The organism is Leifsonia aquatica (assembly GCF_014190775.1).
Lineage (GTDB): Bacteria > Actinomycetota > Actinomycetes > Actinomycetales > Microbacteriaceae > Leifsonia > Leifsonia aquatica.
On sequence record NZ_JACHVP010000004.1, the window covers coordinates 319,622 to 338,209 of the forward strand.

At 70.5% G+C, this 18,588-nt stretch carries 16 protein-coding genes; 6 read left to right on the forward strand and 10 right to left on the reverse strand.

What is annotated here, in order from left to right:
* Positions 1 to 76: 76 nt before the first annotated feature.
* The gene (locus tag FHX33_RS17520; RefSeq protein ID WP_021764111.1) at positions 77 to 496 is read right to left on the reverse strand and encodes an organic hydroperoxide resistance protein; all 420 of its coding nucleotides are present in this window, start codon (positions 494 to 496) and stop codon (positions 77 to 79) included.
* An 82-nt stretch (positions 497 to 578) separates the two neighbouring features.
* Here FHX33_RS17520 and FHX33_RS17525 point away from each other — a divergent pair, with 82 nt between their 5' ends.
* A complete protein-coding gene (locus FHX33_RS17525; protein ID WP_021764112.1) occupies positions 579 to 875 on the forward strand; it encodes a hypothetical protein in 297 nt (98 codons plus the stop codon).
* 54 nt (positions 876 to 929) lie between these two features.
* Here FHX33_RS17525 and FHX33_RS17530 read toward each other — a convergent pair whose 3' ends face one another.
* Genes FHX33_RS17530 through FHX33_RS17545 form a run of 4 tightly spaced genes read right to left on the reverse strand, consistent with a single transcriptional unit; the run spans position 930 to position 4,237 of the window.
* Positions 930 to 1,850: an SDR family NAD(P)-dependent oxidoreductase gene (locus tag FHX33_RS17530; RefSeq protein WP_338092048.1), complete on the reverse strand. Its 921-nt coding sequence runs from the start codon at positions 1,848 to 1,850 to the stop codon at positions 930 to 932.
* A gap of 7 nt (positions 1,851 to 1,857) precedes the next feature.
* Entirely contained in the window at positions 1,858 to 2,172 is a 315-nt protein-coding gene (locus tag FHX33_RS17535) for a chorismate mutase (protein WP_021764188.1), read from the reverse strand.
* Positions 2,173 to 2,189: 17 nt separating this feature from the next.
* Complete coding sequence (locus FHX33_RS17540) at positions 2,190 to 3,518, reverse strand: FtsX-like permease family protein (RefSeq protein ID WP_021764189.1); 1,329 nt, start codon at positions 3,516 to 3,518, stop codon at positions 2,190 to 2,192.
* Positions 3,515 to 4,237, reverse strand: coding sequence for an ABC transporter ATP-binding protein (locus FHX33_RS17545; RefSeq protein ID WP_183428794.1), 723 nt, complete (start codon positions 4,235 to 4,237; stop codon positions 3,515 to 3,517). The genes FHX33_RS17540 and FHX33_RS17545 overlap by 4 nt, the downstream gene beginning before the upstream one ends.
* Positions 4,238 to 4,425: 188 nt before the next feature.
* Here FHX33_RS17545 and FHX33_RS17550 point away from each other — a divergent pair, with 188 nt between their 5' ends.
* Both FHX33_RS17550 and FHX33_RS17555 read left to right on the forward strand, forming a co-directional pair.
* A complete protein-coding gene (locus FHX33_RS17550) occupies positions 4,426 to 4,929 on the forward strand; it encodes an NYN domain-containing protein (protein WP_021765361.1) in 504 nt (167 codons plus the stop codon).
* Between the two features lie 146 nt (positions 4,930 to 5,075).
* Positions 5,076 to 6,362, forward strand: coding sequence for a GNAT family N-acetyltransferase (locus FHX33_RS17555; RefSeq protein ID WP_021765362.1), 1,287 nt, complete (start codon positions 5,076 to 5,078; stop codon positions 6,360 to 6,362).
* Between the two features lie 73 nt (positions 6,363 to 6,435).
* Here FHX33_RS17555 and FHX33_RS17560 read toward each other — a convergent pair whose 3' ends face one another.
* From FHX33_RS17560 to FHX33_RS17580, 5 genes are all read right to left on the reverse strand, one after another.
* On the reverse strand, positions 6,436 to 7,722 hold the full coding sequence (locus tag FHX33_RS17560) for an adenylosuccinate synthase (protein ID WP_021765363.1): 1,287 nt from the start codon (positions 7,720 to 7,722) through the stop codon (positions 6,436 to 6,438).
* A gap of 115 nt (positions 7,723 to 7,837) precedes the next feature.
* Positions 7,838 to 8,629, reverse strand: a complete 792-nt coding sequence (locus tag FHX33_RS17565; protein WP_021765364.1) for a carbohydrate ABC transporter permease — start codon at positions 8,627 to 8,629, stop codon at positions 7,838 to 7,840.
* 1 nt (position 8,630) lies between these two features.
* Positions 8,631 to 9,593 (reverse strand): carbohydrate ABC transporter permease, encoded by a 963-nt coding sequence (locus FHX33_RS17570; protein ID WP_021765365.1) that lies wholly within the window; start codon positions 9,591 to 9,593, stop codon positions 8,631 to 8,633.
* A 60-nt stretch (positions 9,594 to 9,653) separates the two neighbouring features.
* The gene (locus FHX33_RS17575) at positions 9,654 to 10,994 is read right to left on the reverse strand and encodes an ABC transporter substrate-binding protein (RefSeq protein WP_021765366.1); all 1,341 of its coding nucleotides are present in this window, start codon (positions 10,992 to 10,994) and stop codon (positions 9,654 to 9,656) included.
* A gap of 42 nt (positions 10,995 to 11,036) precedes the next feature.
* On the reverse strand, positions 11,037 to 12,545 hold the full coding sequence (locus FHX33_RS17580) for an ADP-ribosylglycohydrolase family protein (protein WP_021765367.1): 1,509 nt from the start codon (positions 12,543 to 12,545) through the stop codon (positions 11,037 to 11,039).
* 136 nt (positions 12,546 to 12,681) lie between these two features.
* Here FHX33_RS17580 and FHX33_RS17585 point away from each other — a divergent pair, with 136 nt between their 5' ends.
* The 3 genes from FHX33_RS17585 (at position 12,682) to FHX33_RS17595 (ending at position 18,529) form a co-directional block, all read left to right on the forward strand.
* Complete coding sequence (locus tag FHX33_RS17585; RefSeq protein WP_021765368.1) at positions 12,682 to 13,659, forward strand: LacI family DNA-binding transcriptional regulator; 978 nt, start codon at positions 12,682 to 12,684, stop codon at positions 13,657 to 13,659.
* Between the two features lie 65 nt (positions 13,660 to 13,724).
* Positions 13,725 to 16,514: an MMPL family transporter gene (locus FHX33_RS17590; protein ID WP_183428795.1), complete on the forward strand. Its 2,790-nt coding sequence runs from the start codon at positions 13,725 to 13,727 to the stop codon at positions 16,512 to 16,514.
* Complete coding sequence (locus tag FHX33_RS17595) at positions 16,511 to 18,529, forward strand: hypothetical protein (protein ID WP_183428796.1); 2,019 nt, start codon at positions 16,511 to 16,513, stop codon at positions 18,527 to 18,529. The genes FHX33_RS17590 and FHX33_RS17595 overlap by 4 nt, the downstream gene beginning before the upstream one ends.
* The last annotated feature ends 59 nt before the right edge of the window (positions 18,530 to 18,588 follow it).

Here is an 18,588-nt window from a genome sequence, read left to right on the forward strand (position 1 = left end):
GCGCGAGAGGTGAGTTGTTGCGGGTCCCGGGCTGCCGGAACCCGCAACGACTCACCTCTCGCGGGGTATCGCCTCGTCAGTCGACGATGGTGATCTTCACCGGGATGTTGCCACGCGTCGCGTTCGAATACGGGCACACCTGGTGAGCCTTCTCGCCGAGCTCCTCGGCGACCTCGCGGCTGACGTTGGGCACGTAGACGTCGAGCTCGACCTCCAGGGCGAAGCCGCCCTCGCCGTTCGGGCCGATGCCGACGCTGGCGGAGACCCCGGCGTCGGTGGTGTTCTGCTTCTCGGCGCGACCCACGGCGTGCAGGGCGCTCAGGAAGCAGGCGGCGTATCCGGCGGCGAAGAGCTGCTCCGGGTTCGTGCCCTCGCCGGAGCCGCCGAGCTCCTTCGGCGGACGGGTGTCGAGATCGATCAGGTCGTCCTCACTGCGGACGTGCCCGTCGCGGCCTCCACCGGAGGCGTGGGCGATGGCGGTGTATGCGATTTCCATGGGCTCAGCCCACTCCAGCGGTCTGAACGCCGACTGGGAGACGCGTCAACAGTGCGGGTGTATAAGGCGATAGCGTGGAGGCATGAAGGTCCGCGGAATGGTGCAGAGCAGCGAGACGAGCGAGCTGGTCGCCGAGGCGGACGACGCCGAGACGGCGCGGGCCCTGGTCGACGAGCAGGTGCCCGAGGGCTTCGAACTGCTCCGGGTGCACAACGCCATGCCGCGCGGCGGCCGCGTGATCGCGACGGGCGTCATGCGCCCCGCGGCGGTGACCGAGATCGAGGCCGCGGGCGCCGACTACGCCTCCGCCCGCGACGCCCTCCGCGCCGCGGTGCCCGAGGGTCAGCGACTGCTCTCCATCACCGTCGTCCCGGAATAGCGCGCCGCCTGCGCAGGTCGGCGCCCCCGCCGGCGCCCACGCTCCGCGCGCGCGTCAGCCGATGCGCAGCTCGACGCCCGCGGCCTCCTCGAGCAACGGCCACAGCCGCTCGCCCACGCGAGGTGAACGCGACGCCCGGGTGGGGTGCAGGTGCGTCGGGATGCCCTTGGTACGGCCAACCGGGCCGATGTAGTCCTCGCCGGTGAGTTCCGGGTCGAGCACGGCGCGCACTGGAGCCCAGGCGCCGTGGTCCTTGCCCTGCGTCCACCCGGCCTGCAGGTTGTCCACGAACCGCTTGACCCGCGTCGGCTGGTTGACGCCGCGGATCCCGGGCGTGCGCCCCGAGGTGGAGTAGCCGGGATGCACGACGATGCTGCTGATGCCGCTGCCGGCCGCCTGCAGCCGCCGGTCGAGCTCGAAGCCGAAGGCCTGCGCGGCGATCTTCGACCGCGAGTAGGCCCGCCACGACGTGTAGGAGTGCTCGAGCTGGAGGTCGTCGATCCGCAGACTCCCGAGCCGGGTCGCCAGCGAGCCGAGCGACACGATGCGCGAGCCCGGAGTGCGCTCCAGCACCGACAGCAGCCCGGCGACGAGCCGCACGTGACCAAGCACGTTGGTCGAGAGCACCAGCTCGTTGCCGACCGCGTCGGTCTCGCGCTCCCGAGGCGGGTGCACGATGCCCGCGTTCAGCACGACGGCATCCACCCGCTCCCGCTCGCGGAGGTGCTCGGCCGCGGCGTCGATCGACGCGCGATCCGTGACGTCGAGGGGCATGGCCTCCACCCGGGAGCCGGGGACGCGGCGGCGGATCGCCGTGACGGCCGCCTCCGCCCGCTCGGGGTCGCGGCAGGCGAGCACGACGCGGGCGCCGGCCCGCGCCAGCTGCTCGCCCGTGAAGTAGCCGACGCCGGCGTTGCCGCCGGTGATGACGACGGTGCGGCCGATGGCGTCCGGCAGCGCTGTCGGATCCCACACCACGGCGTTACTTGCCGCTCTCGGTGGCGATGCGCTCGTGGTGGTGGATGACCTCGGCGATGATGAAGTTCAGGAACTTCTCCGCGAACGCCGGGTCGAGATGGCTCTCCTCGGCGAGCGCGCGCAGTCGCTGGATCTGCTCGCGCTCCCGCTCGGGATCGGCCGGGGGGAGGCCGTACTCGGCCTTCAGCGCGCCGACCTGCTGGGTGAACTTGAAGCGTTCCGCCAGCATGTGGATGACCGCGGCGTCGATGTTGTCGATGCTCTGCCGGATGCTGTGCAGCCGCTCAACGGCGGCGTCGTCTGACTCGGTGTCACCCATGCTCCGACCCTATCGGGTCAGAGGCTGGGGGACGGCTCCGCGAGCACCCGCGTCAGCACCGGACGGGTCGCGAGCAGAGCGAGCCAGACCAGCCCGATGCCGGCGGCCAGGCAGCCGACGATCACCGCGACGCTCGCCGGGGCGAGGATGAGGCTGAGCCCGGCGAGCGGGAACACCACCACACCGGCGACCAGCGCCGAGCCGACCGTGGTGATGCGCAGCGGCGAGAGCACGGCCCGGCCGCGGGCGGCGTTCATCTCGCTCACCGGCATCCCGAGCCGGTCCAGGCTGACGTAGAGGTCGCGGCGGTCCAGGATGGCGGCCGCCTGGTTGACGCCCGCCGAGCAGGCGACCATGAGGAACGACGCGATCACGGTGATCAGAACGCCGGTGCGGATGTCGGCGACGAGCTGGGCGCTTTGCGGGTCGGTGTCCCCTACCGCGCCGAGGAGCGCGATGCCGACACCGGCGAAGACGGCCATGAAGCTGGTCATCGCGACGCCGGAGACCTGCCGCCACGCCGCCTTGGGCGACTCGAGGATCGTGCGGGCGGCGAGAAGGCGGCGCGGTGTCTGCGCGCGGCGCGCCTGACGCGAGGCGAGCATCCGGAGCACCCACGGCCCGACGAGGTTCAGCACGGCGACGGCTCCGCCGAAGCCGGCGCCCAGCACGCCGAGGATGATCGCCACTCCGCCGAAGCTGCCGAGCGCGCTCATCGCGCCGTACACGACTCCGATCACGACGACCGCGACGACGACCCGGACCCAGTGGGTGCGCGGCGCGTCCTGGCGCGTGCGGACTCCCAGCGGCGAGAGGACCACCCGGCGCAGACCGATGACGGCGCTGAGGGCCGCGAGCGCTCCGACGCCGAGCACGACGAGCGCGATCCAGCCGGGGCCGAGCAGGATGGACATCCCCAGCGGCTCGCCGCGGAACGGGATGAGCCCCACCAGCGGCGCGAGGGCGAGCGAGAGCACGACGCCGACGAGGGCGCCGGCCACGGCGAGCATCGTCGACTCGATCACCGTGAGGGCGGTGACCGTTCCGGGTGTCGCCCCGAGCAGACGCAGTCCGGCGAGACGGTCGTCGCGCCGTCGCGCCGAGAGGCGGGCGGCCGATCCTCCGAGGGCGATCAGCGGGACGACGAGCAGAGCGAGCGCGATGACCGCGAGGCCCTGGTAGACCGGGGCGAAATCGTCGGTCCACGAGAAGAAGGCCTGGGCGCCGCCCGCGACGATGAGCAGCAGGGCTGTGACGATCGCGAACGCGACCACGGGGAGCGCGATGGTGGAGCGGTCCGCGGCCCCGCGGCGCGCGAACAGCCAGGCCAGGCGGAGGGTCGTCATCGCGACTCCTCCGTCCGCGTGCGTGCCTCGTCGACGATGCGCCCGTCCGCCAGGCGGAGGACGCGGGAGCAGCGGGCGGCCACACCGTCGTCGTGGGTGACGACGACGAGGCTGCGACCGCGACCGGTGGTGGAGGCGATGAGCGCATCCATCACCTCGGCGGAGGTCCGCGAGTCGAGGGCGCCGGTCGGCTCGTCCGCGAAGACCACGGATGCGCCCCCGACCTGCGCACGCGCGATGGCGACGCGCTGCGCCTGTCCACCGGAGAGCTGGCCGATGCGCCGCTGCTCCATCCCGGCGAGACCGAGCGCCGCCAGCCAGGTGGCGGCGTCCTGCTCGGCGGCCGCGCGCGGCGCCCCGGCCAGCATGAGCGGCAGTGCGACGTTCTCGACGGCGGTGAGCTCGGGCAGCAGCAGGCCCTGCTGGAAGACGAAGCCGAACGCCTCCCGGCGCAGGCGCGACCGCTCGGCCTCCCCGAGCGCGGTCACCTCCACCGAACCGTGCGCGGTCGCCAGCACGACGGATCCCGTGTCGGGGCGGACGATGCCGGCCAGGCAGTGCAGGAGGGTGGTCTTGCCCGAGCCGGATGCGCCCATGATTGCGACGGACTCGCCCGGGGCGATGGCGACATCCACCCCGGCGAGCGCCGCGGCGGAGCCGTAGGTCTTGGTGAGCCCGGAGGCGCTGAGCACCGGAGGGGCGGGGACGAATGCGTTCATGCCTCCATGCTCGCCGCGACCGGCGCGCCGCACATCGGACGACGGCGTCATCCTCGCCGCCCGGCGTCATCCTTCCGACGGATCGACCCTCGGGTAATGTCATATTTCATGACGAGACCCACCGCACGTGTATACGTCGATGGATTCAATCTGTACCGCCGCTGTCTGTCGTCTCATCCCGAGCACAAATGGCTCGCATCCAGTTCGATCCGCAGACTCCGGTGCGGCAGCAGATGTATCTCCGAGCGCTGCGGACGCGTCGGGAGCAGATCTCGCTTCATTTCGGGAGTTTCCGCAACGACAAACGGGACATGCCCGTTCACCCCGTCGAGCTCGATCCGGCCACAGGCAAGTGGCGGACGACGGCCGTCAAGAAGCTCGAAGAGAAGGGCTCGGACGTGAACCTTGCCTCACGGATGGTGGCCGATGCCTTTCTGCGAAAAGCCGACATCTTCGTGCTGCTCTCGAACGATTCAGATCAGGCGGGCCCGTTACGGATGCTGAAACACGAACTCGGCTTCTCCACCGGCATCATCTTTCCGATGGAGTCGTCGCGAGGCTCCAAGGAACTGATGCAGACGTCCCCGGATTTCGTGTCGCATGTGACTCCGGAGGCGCTCGCGTCGAGCCAGTTCCCCCGCGTTCTCAAGGACGAGACTGGGCGATTCCATCGACCGGCGGCATGGGATTAAGTTCCGAAGGCCCCAGTCTCCTGGGGCCTTCTAACCGGTAACCGAAGTATCCGGGGGTGTGTGTCCAGTCTATTCGAACGCCCGGGTTGCGCCAAGCTCCACCCACGTCCTCGCGGCGGAGGAGGGCCGGTGGGTACGGTGGAGAGGTGAACCAGAGCTACGAGAACGCGCCCGTCGACGAGCAGTCCGCCCACGAGATCGAGGAGGCGGGCCTGCGGCTCGCGCTGGTCGACACGACCGATGCGGAAGCGTTCGACACGTGGTTGCGGGCCGATCAGCGCGGATTCCACAGCGGCGCGCCGTCGAAGGAGGCGCTGCAGGAGGCGCGGGAGAACCTCGCCGACCGCCGCACGACCGCCGTGTACGACGACGACCTCCCGTCGCGGGAGCCGGTCGGCACCGTGAACTCGTGGGTCGCACCGCTGACCGTCCCGGGCGGCACCCTCGCCGACAGCTGGGCGATCAGCTCGGTGACCGTCGCTCCGACGCATCGGCGCCGCGGTATCGCGCGTGCCCTGCTCGGCGGCGAACTGCGCACCGCGCACGCGCTCGGGTTGCCCCTTGCCATCCTCACGGTCTCGGAGTCGGTCATCTACGGACGCTGGGGATTCGGCCCGGCGACCTTCGTCAGCGAATGGCGCGTGGACACCAAGCGGGTGCGCTGGGCGGGTGCTCCGACGGGCGGCCGGCTGTCCTTCACCGAGCCGGACGAGTACCGGGAGACCGGGCGTGCCGTGCTCGATGCCGTCATGGCCGCTCGCGCGGGCGAGATCGGGCTCACCCCGTACCTGTCCGATCGTCTGATCGGGCCCACGAAGAGCAGCGAGAACCCGGAGCGCTACCGGCTCGTGCGCTACGACTCGCCGGCCGGTGAGCCCGAGGGCTTCGTGAGCTTCGTCGTGAAGGAGCACGACGACTTCACCCGGCACACCGTGGAGGTCAACCACCTCGCCGCCACGACCGATGAGGCCCTCACCGCGCTCTGGCGATTCCTGCTGGAGCTCGACCTCGTCGCCGAGGTGCACGCGTGGACCCGCGGCATCGACGAGCCGCTGCCCGCTCTCGTGTCCGACGTCCGCGGTGCGGCCGTCGCGGGCATCCAGGACCACCTGTGGGTGCGCATCCTGGACGTCCCCGCCGCGCTCGCGGCTCGCAGCTACGAACGCGACGGCGAGCTGGTGCTCGACGTGACCGACGACCTCGGCCTGGCCGGCGGCCGCTTCCGGCTGTCCGTGACGGACGGGGTCGCGACCGTGACGCCGACCGAGGACGCGCCAGACGTGACCCTGCCGGTCGCCTCGCTCGGCAGCGTCTACCTGGGCAACGATTTCGCGCGCGCCCTCGGCGTCGCCGGCAAGATCCAGGGCGACGTGACCGCGCTCGACGGGCTGTTCCGCACGGCCGTGCCGCCGCGCCTCAGCACCTGGTTCTGACGGCGAAGTTCACGTCGTGGCGGCTATTCGTACAGCGATGACCGCCACGACGTGAACCTCGGGCCGGCTCGGCTCAGTCGACGAGGTCGTGGCGCACGACGATCTCGTCGCGGGCCGGGCCCACGCCGATCGCCGAGATGCGCGCACCGGACATGCGCTCGAGAGTGAGCACGTAGTCCTGGGCGTTCTTGGGCAGGTCGTCGAACGTGCGCGCGCCGCTGATGTCCTCGGTCCAGCCGGGGAACTCCTCGTAGATCGGCACGGCGTGGTGGAAGTCGCTCTGCGACGCCGGGACCTCGTCCATCCGCACGCCGTCCACGTCGTAGGCGACGCAGACCGGGATGCGCTCGATGCCCGTGAGGGTGTCGAGCTTGGTCAGCACGAAGTCGGTGACGCCGTTGATGCGCGCCGTGTATCGGGCGACGGGGGCGTCGTACCAGCCGGTGCGGCGCGGACGGCCCGTGGTGGTGCCGAACTCGAAGCCACGCTCGCGCAGGAACTCGCCCCACTCGTCGAACAGTTCGGTCGGGAACGGGCCGGCGCCGACACGGGTCGTGTACGCCTTGACGATGCCGATGACGCGGTCGATGCGGTTCGGGCCGATGCCGGAGCCGATGGCCGCACCTCCCGACGTCGAGCTGGAGGAGGTGACGAAGGGGTACGTGCCGTGGTCCACGTCGAGCATGGTCGCCTGGCCACCCTCGAAGAGCACGTACTTGCCTTCCTCGAGGGCGCGGTGCAGCAGCAGCGAGGAGTCGACGACCATCGGGCGCAGGCGCTCCGCGTAGCTCAGCAGCTGCTCGACGATCTCGTCGACCGAGATCGCGCGGCGGTTGTAGACCTTCACCAGCAAGTGGTTCTTCTGGTCGAGGGCGCCCTCGACCTTCTGGCGCAGGATGTTCTCGTCGAAGAGGTCCTGGATGCGGATGCCGACGCGGTTGATCTTGTCGGCGTAGGTCGGGCCGATGCCGCGACCGGTGGTGCCGATCTGGCGCTTGCCCAGGAAGCGCTCGGTCACCTTGTCGATGGTGCGGTGGTACTGCGTGATCACGTGCGCGTTGGACGAGACCTTGAGGCGCGAGACATCCACACCGCGGGCGATCAGGCCGTCCAGCTCCTCGAAGAGCACCTCGATGTCGACGACGACGCCGTTGGCGATGACCGGGGTCACACCCTCGGTCAGGATCCCCGACGGAAGCAGGTGGAGCGCGTACTTCTCGTTGCCGACGACGACCGTGTGCCCGGCGTTGTTGCCGCCGTTGAACTTGACCACGTAGTCGATGCGGCTGCCGAGGAGGTCGGTCGCTTTGCCTTTGCCTTCGTCGCCCCACTGGGCTCCGATGATCACGATCGCGGGCACTGTCCACGTCCTCTCGATGGATGGGCGCACCGGTGCGTCACACGGACGACCGCTGCACTCGATCCTATCGCGACCCGTGTGCGGGGCCGGTCCGGGGGGTTCCTGGCCGCAGTCGCTACTTGATCGCTCCCGCCGACAGGCCCTTCTCGAAGAACTTCTGCAGGCTCAGGTAGGCGATCACGATGGGCAGGCAGATCAGCACGAGAGCGGCGAAGATCTTGGGCTGATCCGACCCGTACGTGCTCGTGAAGTAGAGCGGGATCGTCGTCACGGTCTGCATGGACGGATCCGGCAGGAAGAGCAGTGGGAGGAAGAACTCGTTCCACGCCTGCAGGAAGGTCCACACGATCAGGACCGCCGTGATGGGCTTCGCAAGGGGGAGCACGATCCGGACGAGCGCACTGAAGCTGTTGCAGCCGTCGATGCGGGCGGCCTCCAGCACCTCCTCGGGGATCCCGGCGATGTAGTTCCGGGTCAGCAGCAGGGTGAACGGCACGATGGTCGTCGCCAACGGGATGATCACGGCGAGGTAGTTGTTGAACAGGTCCAGCCGCTGGACCATCACGAACAGAGGCACGATCAACGCGATCGTCGGCAGCACGAGCCCGACCAGGATGGCGTTGAAGACGAGCTTCTTGGCCGGGAACTCCATCTTTCCGAAGGCATACGCGGCGAGCATCGTGAAGACGTAGACCAGCACGATGACACCGGCCGAGATGATCAGGCTGTTGCCCATCGATTGCAGGAACGGCGTCTTGGTCAGCACGGCCAGGTAGTTCGCCGCCGCCCCCTCCCCTTCGAACGATTTGGCGACGATGGCCACGAGCGGCAGGAGGAACGGGAGGGCGATGAGGGTCGCCGCCAGCTGGCAGACGATGCGGGACAGGGTCGTCGGTCGTCCGAACATGTCAGTCCTCTCCGAAGCGGTAGGCGCGGATCTGGATCGAGGTGAAGATGAGGGCGATCACCAGCAGCACGATCGAGAGCGCCGCCGAGTAGCCCGCGTGATACTGCTCGACGACCTGCTTGTAGATGTAGGTGGTGAGGAACTCGGTACTGCGCCCGGGGCCTCCCCCGGTCGTCAGGTACACCAGGTCGAAGGTCTTCAGCGCGCCGATGCATCCCGTGAGCGCCAGGGTGGCGTGCGTGCCCTTGAGCTGGGGAAGCAGGATGCGCCGGACGATCTGGAGACCGCCGGCACCGTCGATCGCCGCCGCCTCGAAGAGGCTCTGGTCGAGCTGCGAGATCGCGGCCTGGTAGAGCAGGAAGCTGAAGCCCGTCCACTGCCAGATGTTGATGGCGGCGATCGAGTAGAGCGCGATGTTGGGGTCGGCCAGCCAGGCGGTGTGCGCGTCGATGCCGACCGACCGGAGAAGCTGGTTGAGCGCGCCGTCCGGGCTCATGATCTCGCGGAACGCGGTCGCGACGGCCGCGGGGGCGAGCACCACGGGGAGGAACATGACGATCTTGTAGATCGCCCGGCCCCGCACCGAGTCGCTGGCGAGCAGCACGGCCATCACGAGTCCCAGCACCATCTGGATGACGACGGTGATGACGCCGAAGACCGCGACGTGCCCGACGGCGGTCCAGAACACCGGATCCTGCGCGATGGCGATGTAGTTGCCGAAGCCGATCGGCTTCTGGCTGTCGTCGATGCCGTTCCAGTCGAGGGTGGAGACCCATCCCGTGTAGCCGATGCCGACGTAGATGATCCCGACCACCAGGAGGAGGGCGGGGAGGATGTACAGCCACGGGGTGAGCGGTCTCTGTCCGATGGTACGGAGCGCGGGCCGGCGGCGCCTCGGCGCCCGCGACCCGCCGGGAGGCGCCGGATCGACGCGGTGCGGACGTTCAGTGACGGTCGTTGTCATGTGCGTTTCCGAGGGGTGCCCGCGTGCGCGGGCACCCCGTCCTTCCTGGTCCGGTGACGACTACTTCGCGATGGCGTCGATGGCCTTCTGCACACTGGCCGCAGCGTCCTCCGAGCTCATCTGCCCGCTCGCGACGGAGGAGAGCGCCTGGCCGAGCGCGGTCTGCACGTCCGCGTCCTGGATCTGGCGAGCGCCGATCAGGTCGGTGATCTGCTTCGCCTGATCCTCCAGAGCGGGCTTCTGCACGTCGGGCGCTGCCAGCTCGCTCGCGTCGACGGGCACCGACTTGAGCGCCGGTGTCTGCAGGGTCTTCCCGATCATCGTCTGGGCCGTCTTGCTGGAGGTCAGCCACTGCACGAGGGTGAAGGCCGCGTCCTTGACCTTGCTCTTGGCCGAGATGGCCCAACCGACGTCCGGTCCGCCGAAGAGCCGCCCGGTCTCTTTCGCTCCGCCGACGACGTCGGGGAAGGCCACGGGAACGAACACCTGGGAGGTGATCTGATCGCCGTAGGTCGGGGCGAGGGAGGCGAGGGTCGGCTTCGTCATGTGGTCGTCGTTCCAGGTGCCCAGGGCGATCATCGCCGCGTCGCCCTTGCTGAAGATGTCGCTGACGTCCGGGTACTCCGTCTGCCCGAGGGCGCCGGGCTGCACGATGCCGTCGTCGAAGAGCTGCTTCCAGACATCGAACGCCTTGACGAAGTCGGCGCTGTCGAACTTCGCCTTGCCCAGAACGGCCTTGTAGAACGTACCGGGCGTGATCTGGTTGACGATGGACTGGTAGACGTCGATGTTGACCCAGTCGTCCTTCGCGCCCTGCACGAAGCAGGTCTTGCCGAGGGCTGTGATCTTCGCGCAGGCGTCCTTCCATTCGGCGAGTGTGGTGGGCGGCTGCACCCCGGCCTGGTCGAGGATGTTCTTGTTGTACCAGAGCAGGCCGCCTCCGGTGATCATCCAGGGGAGGCCGACCTGCTTGCCGTCGACGGCGAGCTGCTGGGTCTCGAGGAGCTGGTCCTTCCAGTCGGCGCCGATGTTCTTCGCGGCGAGCGGAGCGAGGTCGACGGCCAGCGGAGCGAACTGCGTGGTCAGCGCCCCGACCTGCAGACCGAACACGTCGGGGCCGGAGTTGCTGGTCGCGGCCAGTCGCACCGCGTTGACGTAGTCGCTGTACTGGATGAAGCGGTGCTTGATCGTGATGTCCGGATGCTCCTTCTCGAACGCCGTGATCCACTGCTTGTCCTGCGTGTCGTCCGGGTTCCACGACCACCAGTTGACGGTCGTCTTGCCGCTGGAGGTGTCGGACGAGCCGCTCGACGAGCAGGCGGTCATGCCGCCGATCGCGACGGTCGCGGCCGCGGCGGCCGCGATCGCCCTGGTGAGCCACTTGCGGGTGCGGGATTCCATGCTGTCTCCATTACTTCGTTGTAGGGGATGGTGCGGGAGGGGTCAGGGGCGGAGGGCGTTCTCGATCCAGAGCATGCTCGGGCGCTCGACCAGGGCGACGACCCACTCGGCCGTCTCCCGATGCTGCGGTGGGCGCTTAAACGCGATCGACAGCGTGTGCGAGCCTTCGGCGAGTCCGAAGTCGACGTACTGGCCGACGGGGGCCATGTGCGGTGCGGGGAAGAACAGGGCGCTGCCCTGCGCACCGTGCAGGAACTCGCCGTCCAGCCAGACGCGGTAGTCCTCGCTGCTGTTGACCATCAGCCGGACGTCGGGCCGGCCGCGGCCGTCGAGCGTGTACTCGACCATGAGCAGGCGGTCCTCGAACTCGGAGCGCGGCGTGCGCACCCAGGTGCCAGGCAGGTGCGCGTCTGCATAGTCGAGCTCAGGGAGCGGGCCGCCGATCTGCGGCAGCTCTGACTGGTCGCGCTGCTCCCACCGTTCCGCCGAGAAGACGGTGTTGAAGTGGGCGATGCGCACCGGGATGCGCCGGGTCGCCGGGTCGAACGGCTCGCTCGTCGCAATAGGGGCGGCGCCGCCGAGCCGCCTGCCGAGGCTCAGCACGAGGTCGGTGAACTCGTCGAGGGTGGCGGGGTGCTCGAGGTCGACGATCTCGGAGTTCAGGACGAGGTCGTTCCCGATCGGCGCCAGCCAGCGGTCCTCGATCCCGCTCGGGTCGAGGATGCCGAGCAGCGCGCCGACGGAAGCGGTCGAGCTGTCGCAGTCCTCTCCGCAGTTGTTGGTGATGAGGATGGCCTCCGAGAAGTCCCGGCCGTGCAGCCACCCGAGGATCACGAACCCGGTGTTCTGACGGACATCCGTGAAGTCCTGGCTTCCGTACTTCTCGACGATGAGTGCTCGGACGTCGCGCCAGTCGTCATGATCCCGCGCCCAGTGACGAGTGTCCACGACGACGGAGGCGATGCCGCTGTCTGCCGGGATGCCGGCGAGAGCGCCGTCGATGAGCGTGTCGACGTCGGACTCCACGAAGGCGAGCGACTGGAGGCGGGCGAGGAACTGCGCTGCGTACACGCCGTCGCCGTCGTGGTCGAAGCAGGCGTCCTCGTAGGCGTAGGCCGCGGCGAGGTCGGGGTCGCCCGGCGCGAGGCATGCCCAGATCTCCGAACGGATCGCTGCGCCTTCTCCGCAGGTGAACCAGTTGTCGTACGAGCCGGTGTAGGGCGGTTCGAGCCCCTCGGCGAGGTTGCGCACGGCGACGCCGTACTCGTTCCAGGGGAAGAGCACGTGCTTCCGCCAGGCGTCGGCGAGGATGTGCCGGTCGACGCGAGGCGCCTCCAGCGCGTCCAGCACCGCCGCGTAGACGACTTGCAGGTCGAGGTCGTCGTTCGGCACCATCTCGTCGGGCACCGGGAAGTAGAAGTCGGCGTCGAGCGGGCCGGAGAGTCCCTCGAAGGTCTGGCCGAGCGTCCCTCCTACGGCCTTGCCGAGCCAGCATCCCTGTATGCGATCGCGCACCGAAGGGTTGAGATCGGTCGGGGCGAGTGTCGTCATGGTTCTCCTTCGAACGGACTGCGGGCGACGCGGTGAACCATTTCACCGTCGATGTGGTGAATCATTTCACCGATGCCGCTATCCTGTCAACGTACGGATGCGCCGACCGGCTCTCCGCGAGAGAGGAGGGGCAGCGGTGGCAGCACGATCGAGCATCCGCGACGTCGCCGAACGGGCGGCCGTCTCCGTCGGGACGGTGTCGAACTTCCTCAACGACACCAAGCCGATCGCACCCGCGACCGCGGAGCGCATCCGCGCCGCCATCGACGAGCTCGGCTTCATCCCGAACGCGGCCGTGCGCGTGATGCAGGGAGCCCGCAGCCCGGCTCTGGCGTTCCTCGTCCCCGATCTCTCCAACCCGTTCCTCGCCGAAGTGAGCCGGGGCATCGAGGATGTGGCCCTCGAGCGCGGCCACATCGTGATCACCTGCAACACCGACGGCGACCTCGACCGCGAGCAGCGGTTCGCCCAGGTGCTCGCCGAAATGCGAGTGGCCGGCGCGATCACGATGGCGATGACGGCGGAGGGGGAGCCCCTGCAGCTGGTGAAGGACAGCGGAGCGCGCGTCGTGCTCGTGGGCGCACACTCGGACGAGTACATCTCGGTGAACATCGACAACCCGCTCGCCGGCTATCTCGCGATGCAGCATCTCCTCGAGCGCGGGCACCGACGCTGCGTCTTCTTCGGAGGCCCGGGCGCCGCACCCCAGATCGCCGAACGCCTCGACGGCATCCAGGAGGCCATCCGGGTCGCCGGCGCGTCGGTCGAGATCACCCGCTTCGATGCCGCCGGCAACGACATGGCGTCCCGACTCCGTGCGGCCGAGACGCTGCTCGACGACCTCGACGGCGCGACGGCCGCGATCTGCGCCAACGATCTCCTGGCCCTCGCCCTCGAGACCGCGGCCCTCCGTCGCGGGCTCCGCATCCCGCAGGATCTCGCGATCATCGGCTACGACGACATCGACGACTCCATCTCGGCCGTCGTCCCCCTCACGTCCGTGCACCACTCGGGCCGGGAGCTCGGCGCCCACGCCGCTGCCCTCGCCCTCGGGCTCGACGAGGACCTGCGGCCGGTGTCGCCCCCACGGCTGGTGGTGCGCGAGTCCACGTGACGTCGAGGCCGGGCGCGGTGCGCGGGCCATTGCCGCGGAACTGAGGAAAGTTCTACATTGGCGCCGTGGCGTCCTTCCTGTACGCGCTGGGCCGGATGGCCTTCCGGCGGCGCCGGAGGGTCCTCGCGCTGTGGCTGCTGGTCGCGGTGCTGATCGGCGCGGGCGGCGCGCTGCTGAGCCACGGGACGGACAACACGTTCAGCATCCCGGGGACCGAATCGCAGGAGGCGCTCGACGCGCTCGCCCGCACCTTCCCGGAAGTGAGCGGCGCGTCGGCCCAGCTGATCGCCGTCGCTCCACCGGGCGGGAGTGTCGACGACTCCGCGTTCCAGTCCGCGGTCGAGCAGTCGGTGACCGCGATCGCGCGGATCCCGCAGGTCACGAGCGCCTCCTCCCCCTACTCGGGACCGTCGAGCGGGAACCTCAGCTCCGACGGGTCGGCGGCGCTCGTGCCCATCCAGCTCGCGGTCGCGCAGACGGCGGTCGCGCCGTCGACGATGGATGCGCTGCAGCAGGCCGGGAAGGACCTCCTGAAGCAGCTGCCGTCGGGCTCGCAGGTCGCGGTCGGCGGTCAGGTGTTCTCGCAGTCGGCGGCGGGGATCAGCGTGACCGAGCTGGTCGGCATCCTGATCGCCTTCGTGGTGCTGCTGTTCACGTTCGCGTCGGTGGTCGCGGCAGGGATGCCGCTCGTCACGGCCCTGCTCGGCTCGCTCATCTCGCTCTCGCTGATCTTCGCGGCCACGCACTGGCTCACCATCGCCTCCACCACGCCGCTGCTGGCGCTCATGCTCGGCCTGGCAGTGGGGATCGACTACGCGCTGTTCATCATCTCCCGGCACCAGGAGCAGGTGAAGCACGGGATGCCGCCGGAGGAGTCCGCCGCGCGCGCCGTCGCCACGGCCGGCTCCGCGGTCGTGTTCGCGGCGGTCACGGTGATCATCGCGCTTCTCGGACTCGCGGTGGCCGGCATCCCGTTCCTGACGACGATGGGCGTGGCGGCAGCCCTCGGTGTCGCGATCGCCGTGTTGCTGTCGACGACCCTCACGCCGGCGCTGCTCGGGTTCGGCGGGATGAGGGTGGTGGCGCGGCGGTACCGCCGGGAGCCGGTGCGGCCGTCGAAGCGGGTCGCGAGTCGAGAGGCGAAGCGCGCGGCCAAACGCGCGGCCGCACCGCGACGCCCGCGGTCCGAGCACCCCGTCGCCCTCGGCTGGGTGCGCGCGGTCACCCGATGGCCGCTCGTCACGGTACTCGGCGTCGTCGTGCTGCTCGGGTTGGCGACCCTCCCCGCCGCGTCGCTGCGGCTCTCCCTCCCCGATGCCGGGTCACTCGACGAGCAGGAGCCCGCCCGCATCACCTACGACCTGGTCGCCGACCACTTCGGCCCGGGCTACAACGGACCCTTGATCGTCACGGGCTCCGTCATCGGCAGCTCCGACCCGGTCGGCCTGATGAACGACCTCGCTGCCGAGCTGCGCACGGTGCCGGGGGTCGCGGCCGTCCCGCTCGCCACCCCGAACCCCGACGGCGACACCGGCATCGCCCAGGTGGTGCCGACGGGCGCACCGGACTCGGAGCAGACACAAGCCCTGGTGGCTTCTCTCCGCTCGATGCACGACCACTTCGAGCGCGAGTACGGGATCGATCTCGCCGTCACCGGCTACACCGCAGCCGGCATCGACATCTCGGCACAGCTCGCCGGCGCGCTCCTGCCGTTCGCGCTCCTCGTGGTCGGGCTCTCGCTCGTGCTGCTGGCGATGGTGTTCCGCTCGATCGTGGTGCCGGTGACGGCCGCGCTCGGCTACCTGCTCAGCATCGGCGCCGCCTTCGGGGTGTCGAGCCTGATCTTCATGACCGGCTGGCTGGCCGGCCCGCTGCACATCGCCCACGTCGGCTCGGTGATCAGCTTCATGCCGATCATCCTGATGGGCGTGCTCTTCGGGCTCGCGATGGACTACGAGGTGTTCCTCGCCAGCCGGATGCGGGAGGAGCACGTGCGCGGGGCGGCGCCGCGCGAGGCGGTGCACGGCGGGTTCGCCGGTTCGGCGCGCGTCGTGACGGCGGCCGCCGCGATCATGTTCGCCGTCTTCGCCGCATTCATCCCGGAAGGCGACGCGTCGATCCAGCCCATCGCCGTGGGTCTCGCGGTCGGCGTGGTGGTCGACGCCTTCATCGTGCGCATGACGCTCATCCCGGCCGTGCTCGTGCTGTTCGGGCGCGCGGCCTGGTGGATGCCGCTCTGGCTGGACCGCGCCCTCCCGCACTTCGACATCGAGGGGGAGGCGCTGCAGCGCGAGCTCGACGCCGCCGACTGGCCGGAGCCCGGCGACCGCATCGCCATCGCGGCGGAAGGTGCGCAGATGGGCGGCCACGAACACACGCTCGCAACGGTGGATGCGATGGTGCCGGCCGGGGACGTGCTGGTGATCCGGGAGGCCGATGCCACCGCGGTCGGCGCCGCCCTCTACGGTCTCGCCGGCCGCGGACCGGTGTCCGGCGGACGGCTCAAGGTCGCCGGGATGCTGCTCCCCGTCCGTCGGAGTGCGGTTCGTGCTCGGGTCGGCGTGGCCCGGGTCGGCGATGGTGCCGATCCGATCGCGGCGGTGCGCGTCGCGCTGCGCGGCGACCCGCGCATCCTGGTCGTCGACGGCGCCGACCGGACCGCGGGCGCGCAGGCGCGCGCTGAACTCGCCGTCGCCCTCGACCGCGCGTGGACGGACGCGCGCGACGCCGGGGAACCGCTCACCATCGTGCTCGGCGGCGGCCTCGATGCCGACCTCGACGGGCTGGTCCCGCTCGGCGCGGTGCGGCACGTCACCACCTCCACCCTCCTCACGGAACCGGAGCCCCAGCCATGAGACGCACCCCCTTCTCGGCCCGAGCGGGCACCGAACGGCTCGCGCCGCTCACGCTCACCGGCCTCGCCCTGGTGCCCCTGATCGTCGCGGGCGTGCTGGCCTGGGCCCTCTGGGCGCCCGGGCAGAACCTGGACCGTGTCACCGCCGCCATCGTCAACGACGACACCCCCGTCACTGTGAACGGGCAGACCGTCCCACTCGGACGGCAGTTCGCCGCGGCGCTGATGAGCGGAGGATCAGCGACGGTCTCGGGAGACGGGCCGACGTCGACGGGGACGCCCGCACCGACCGGCACACCCGCGCCCAGCGGCACGCCGAACTCCAGCCCGGCGCCCGTCCCGGCCGAGGCGCCGCCCGCCGCGGATCCGCAGAACTTCGACTGGGTGCTCACGAACGATGCGGAAGCCGGAGAGGGCCTGGCCAGCGGGAACTACGCCGCGGTCGTGACGATCCCCTACTCCTTCTCGGCGAACGCCCTCTCGTTCTCGGGACCGGCTGCGGAGGCAAAACAGGCGTCGATCACGGTCCGGACCGGGGCCGCCGTCGCCCTGCTCGACCCGGCACTCACGGCCGCGATCACGCAGACGGCGACCGCCGCGCTCGGCCGGCAGCTCACCGTGCAGTACCTCGGCAACGTCTACCAGGGGTTCAACACGATCAACACGCAGATCGGCGGCGCGGCCTCCGGGGCGACGAGCCTGGCGAGCGGAGCCGACACGCTGGCACAGGGCACGCAGCAACTCGCCGCGGGGGCCGCCAGCCTCGCGACCGGCGCGCAGTCGGTCGATGCCGGCGCGCAGTCCCTCGCCTCCGGGCTCTCGCTCTTGAGCGATCAGACGGCGCCGCTGCCTGCGCAGTCCGCGCAGCTCGCACGCGGCGCGACCGCTGTCGCCGGGGCGACGGATGCCGCGGCCGCGAAGGTGTCGGCCGCCACGGCCTCCCTCGCCCAGGCGCAGGCACAGGTGTGCCCCGGGCCCGGATGCGCGGCGGTGACCGACGCGCTCACCACGCTGCAGCAGGCGAACGCCGACGTCGGGACGCTCGCCACCGTCGCCGACGGCGTCGCCACGGGCAACCAGCAGCTCGCCGCAGCCCTGCCCCAGGTCGTCGACGGCATCGATCAGTCCGCCACCGGGGCCGCGCAGCTGGCGTCCGGGACGGCGCAGACCAGCAGCGGAGCGGCCTCCCTCAGCAGCGGCGCCGCATCCTCGGCAGCGGGCGCCGCTCAGGTGGACGCGGGCGCGCAGCAGCTGAGCAGCGGTCTCACCACGGCGGTGACCGACATCCCGACCTACTCGCCCTCGGACATCGCCACGCTGACGGCGGTCGTCGCCCAGCCCGTCGCCGCGACGCAGAAGGCGCCGCCGGCGGGGGTCGCAACCGTGCCGCTGTTCCTGGTGCTGGCGCTCTGGGTCGGCGCCATGGCCACCGCGTACGCACGGCGAGCGGTGCCCGACCGGGAGCTGATGACCACGACGCCCTCGCTGACGATCACGCTCCGGGCGGCCGGGGTCACGGCGCTCGTCGGCGCCGGGGAGGGTGTGCTCGCCGCCGCGCTCGCGCAGCTGTGGCTCGGCCTCCGGCCCGACCTGTGGCTCGAACTCGCCCTCGTCGGCGCGCTCGTCGGCGCGGTCTTCTGCCTCATCAACCAGGCGCTGGCCGCGGCGTTCGGCGGCGTCGGCCGGCTGCTCGCGCTCGTCGTCGGCCTGTTGGCTCTGGTGTCCGGGATGTCGTCCACGGTGCCGCCGGCGGTGGCCTCCCTCGCCGCGGCCATGCCGACCGCCCCCGCGCTGTCGGGGCTGCGCGCGATTGCGTCCGGCGACGCCGGAGGCGCGTGGGGAGACGTCGGGCTGCTGCTCCTGTGCGCGGTGGGTGCGCTCGCGCTGCTGTTCGCCGCGGTCGCCGCGCGTCGGTCGGTCCGCCTCGCCGATCTCGCGCCACGGTCGCACCCGCGCGCTCCGCTTGCGCCACCGCCCCCTCCGACTCCGCCGCCCGCGCACTCCCGCGCGGCCTGAGGCTGTCGGTCCGCCGAAGTTCACGAAGTGGCGCTCATTCCACCGGAATGGGCGCCACT

Coding starts and splice junctions, on each gene's coding strand:
- FHX33_RS17580 (WP_021765367.1), bottom strand. CDS start 12,545: ATGACGACACTCGCCCCGACCGATCTCAACCCTTCGGTGCGCGATCGC.
- FHX33_RS17535 (WP_021764188.1), bottom strand. CDS start 2,172: ATGGGTGACACCGAGTCAGACGACGCCGCCGTTGAGCGGCTGCACAGC.
- FHX33_RS17550 (WP_021765361.1), top strand. CDS start 4,426: ATGGCTCGCATCCAGTTCGATCCGCAGACTCCGGTGCGGCAGCAGATG.
- FHX33_RS17545 (WP_183428794.1), bottom strand. CDS start 4,237: ATGAACGCATTCGTCCCCGCCCCTCCGGTGCTCAGCGCCTCCGGGCTC.
- FHX33_RS17595 (WP_183428796.1), top strand. CDS start 16,511: ATGAGACGCACCCCCTTCTCGGCCCGAGCGGGCACCGAACGGCTCGCG.
- FHX33_RS17525 (WP_021764112.1), top strand. CDS start 579: ATGAAGGTCCGCGGAATGGTGCAGAGCAGCGAGACGAGCGAGCTGGTC.
- FHX33_RS17570 (WP_021765365.1), bottom strand. CDS start 9,593: ATGACAACGACCGTCACTGAACGTCCGCACCGCGTCGATCCGGCGCCT.
- FHX33_RS17520 (WP_021764111.1), bottom strand. CDS start 496: ATGGAAATCGCATACACCGCCATCGCCCACGCCTCCGGTGGAGGCCGC.
- FHX33_RS17565 (WP_021765364.1), bottom strand. CDS start 8,629: ATGTTCGGACGACCGACGACCCTGTCCCGCATCGTCTGCCAGCTGGCG.
- FHX33_RS17540 (WP_021764189.1), bottom strand. CDS start 3,518: ATGACGACCCTCCGCCTGGCCTGGCTGTTCGCGCGCCGCGGGGCCGCG.
- FHX33_RS17575 (WP_021765366.1), bottom strand. CDS start 10,994: ATGGAATCCCGCACCCGCAAGTGGCTCACCAGGGCGATCGCGGCCGCC.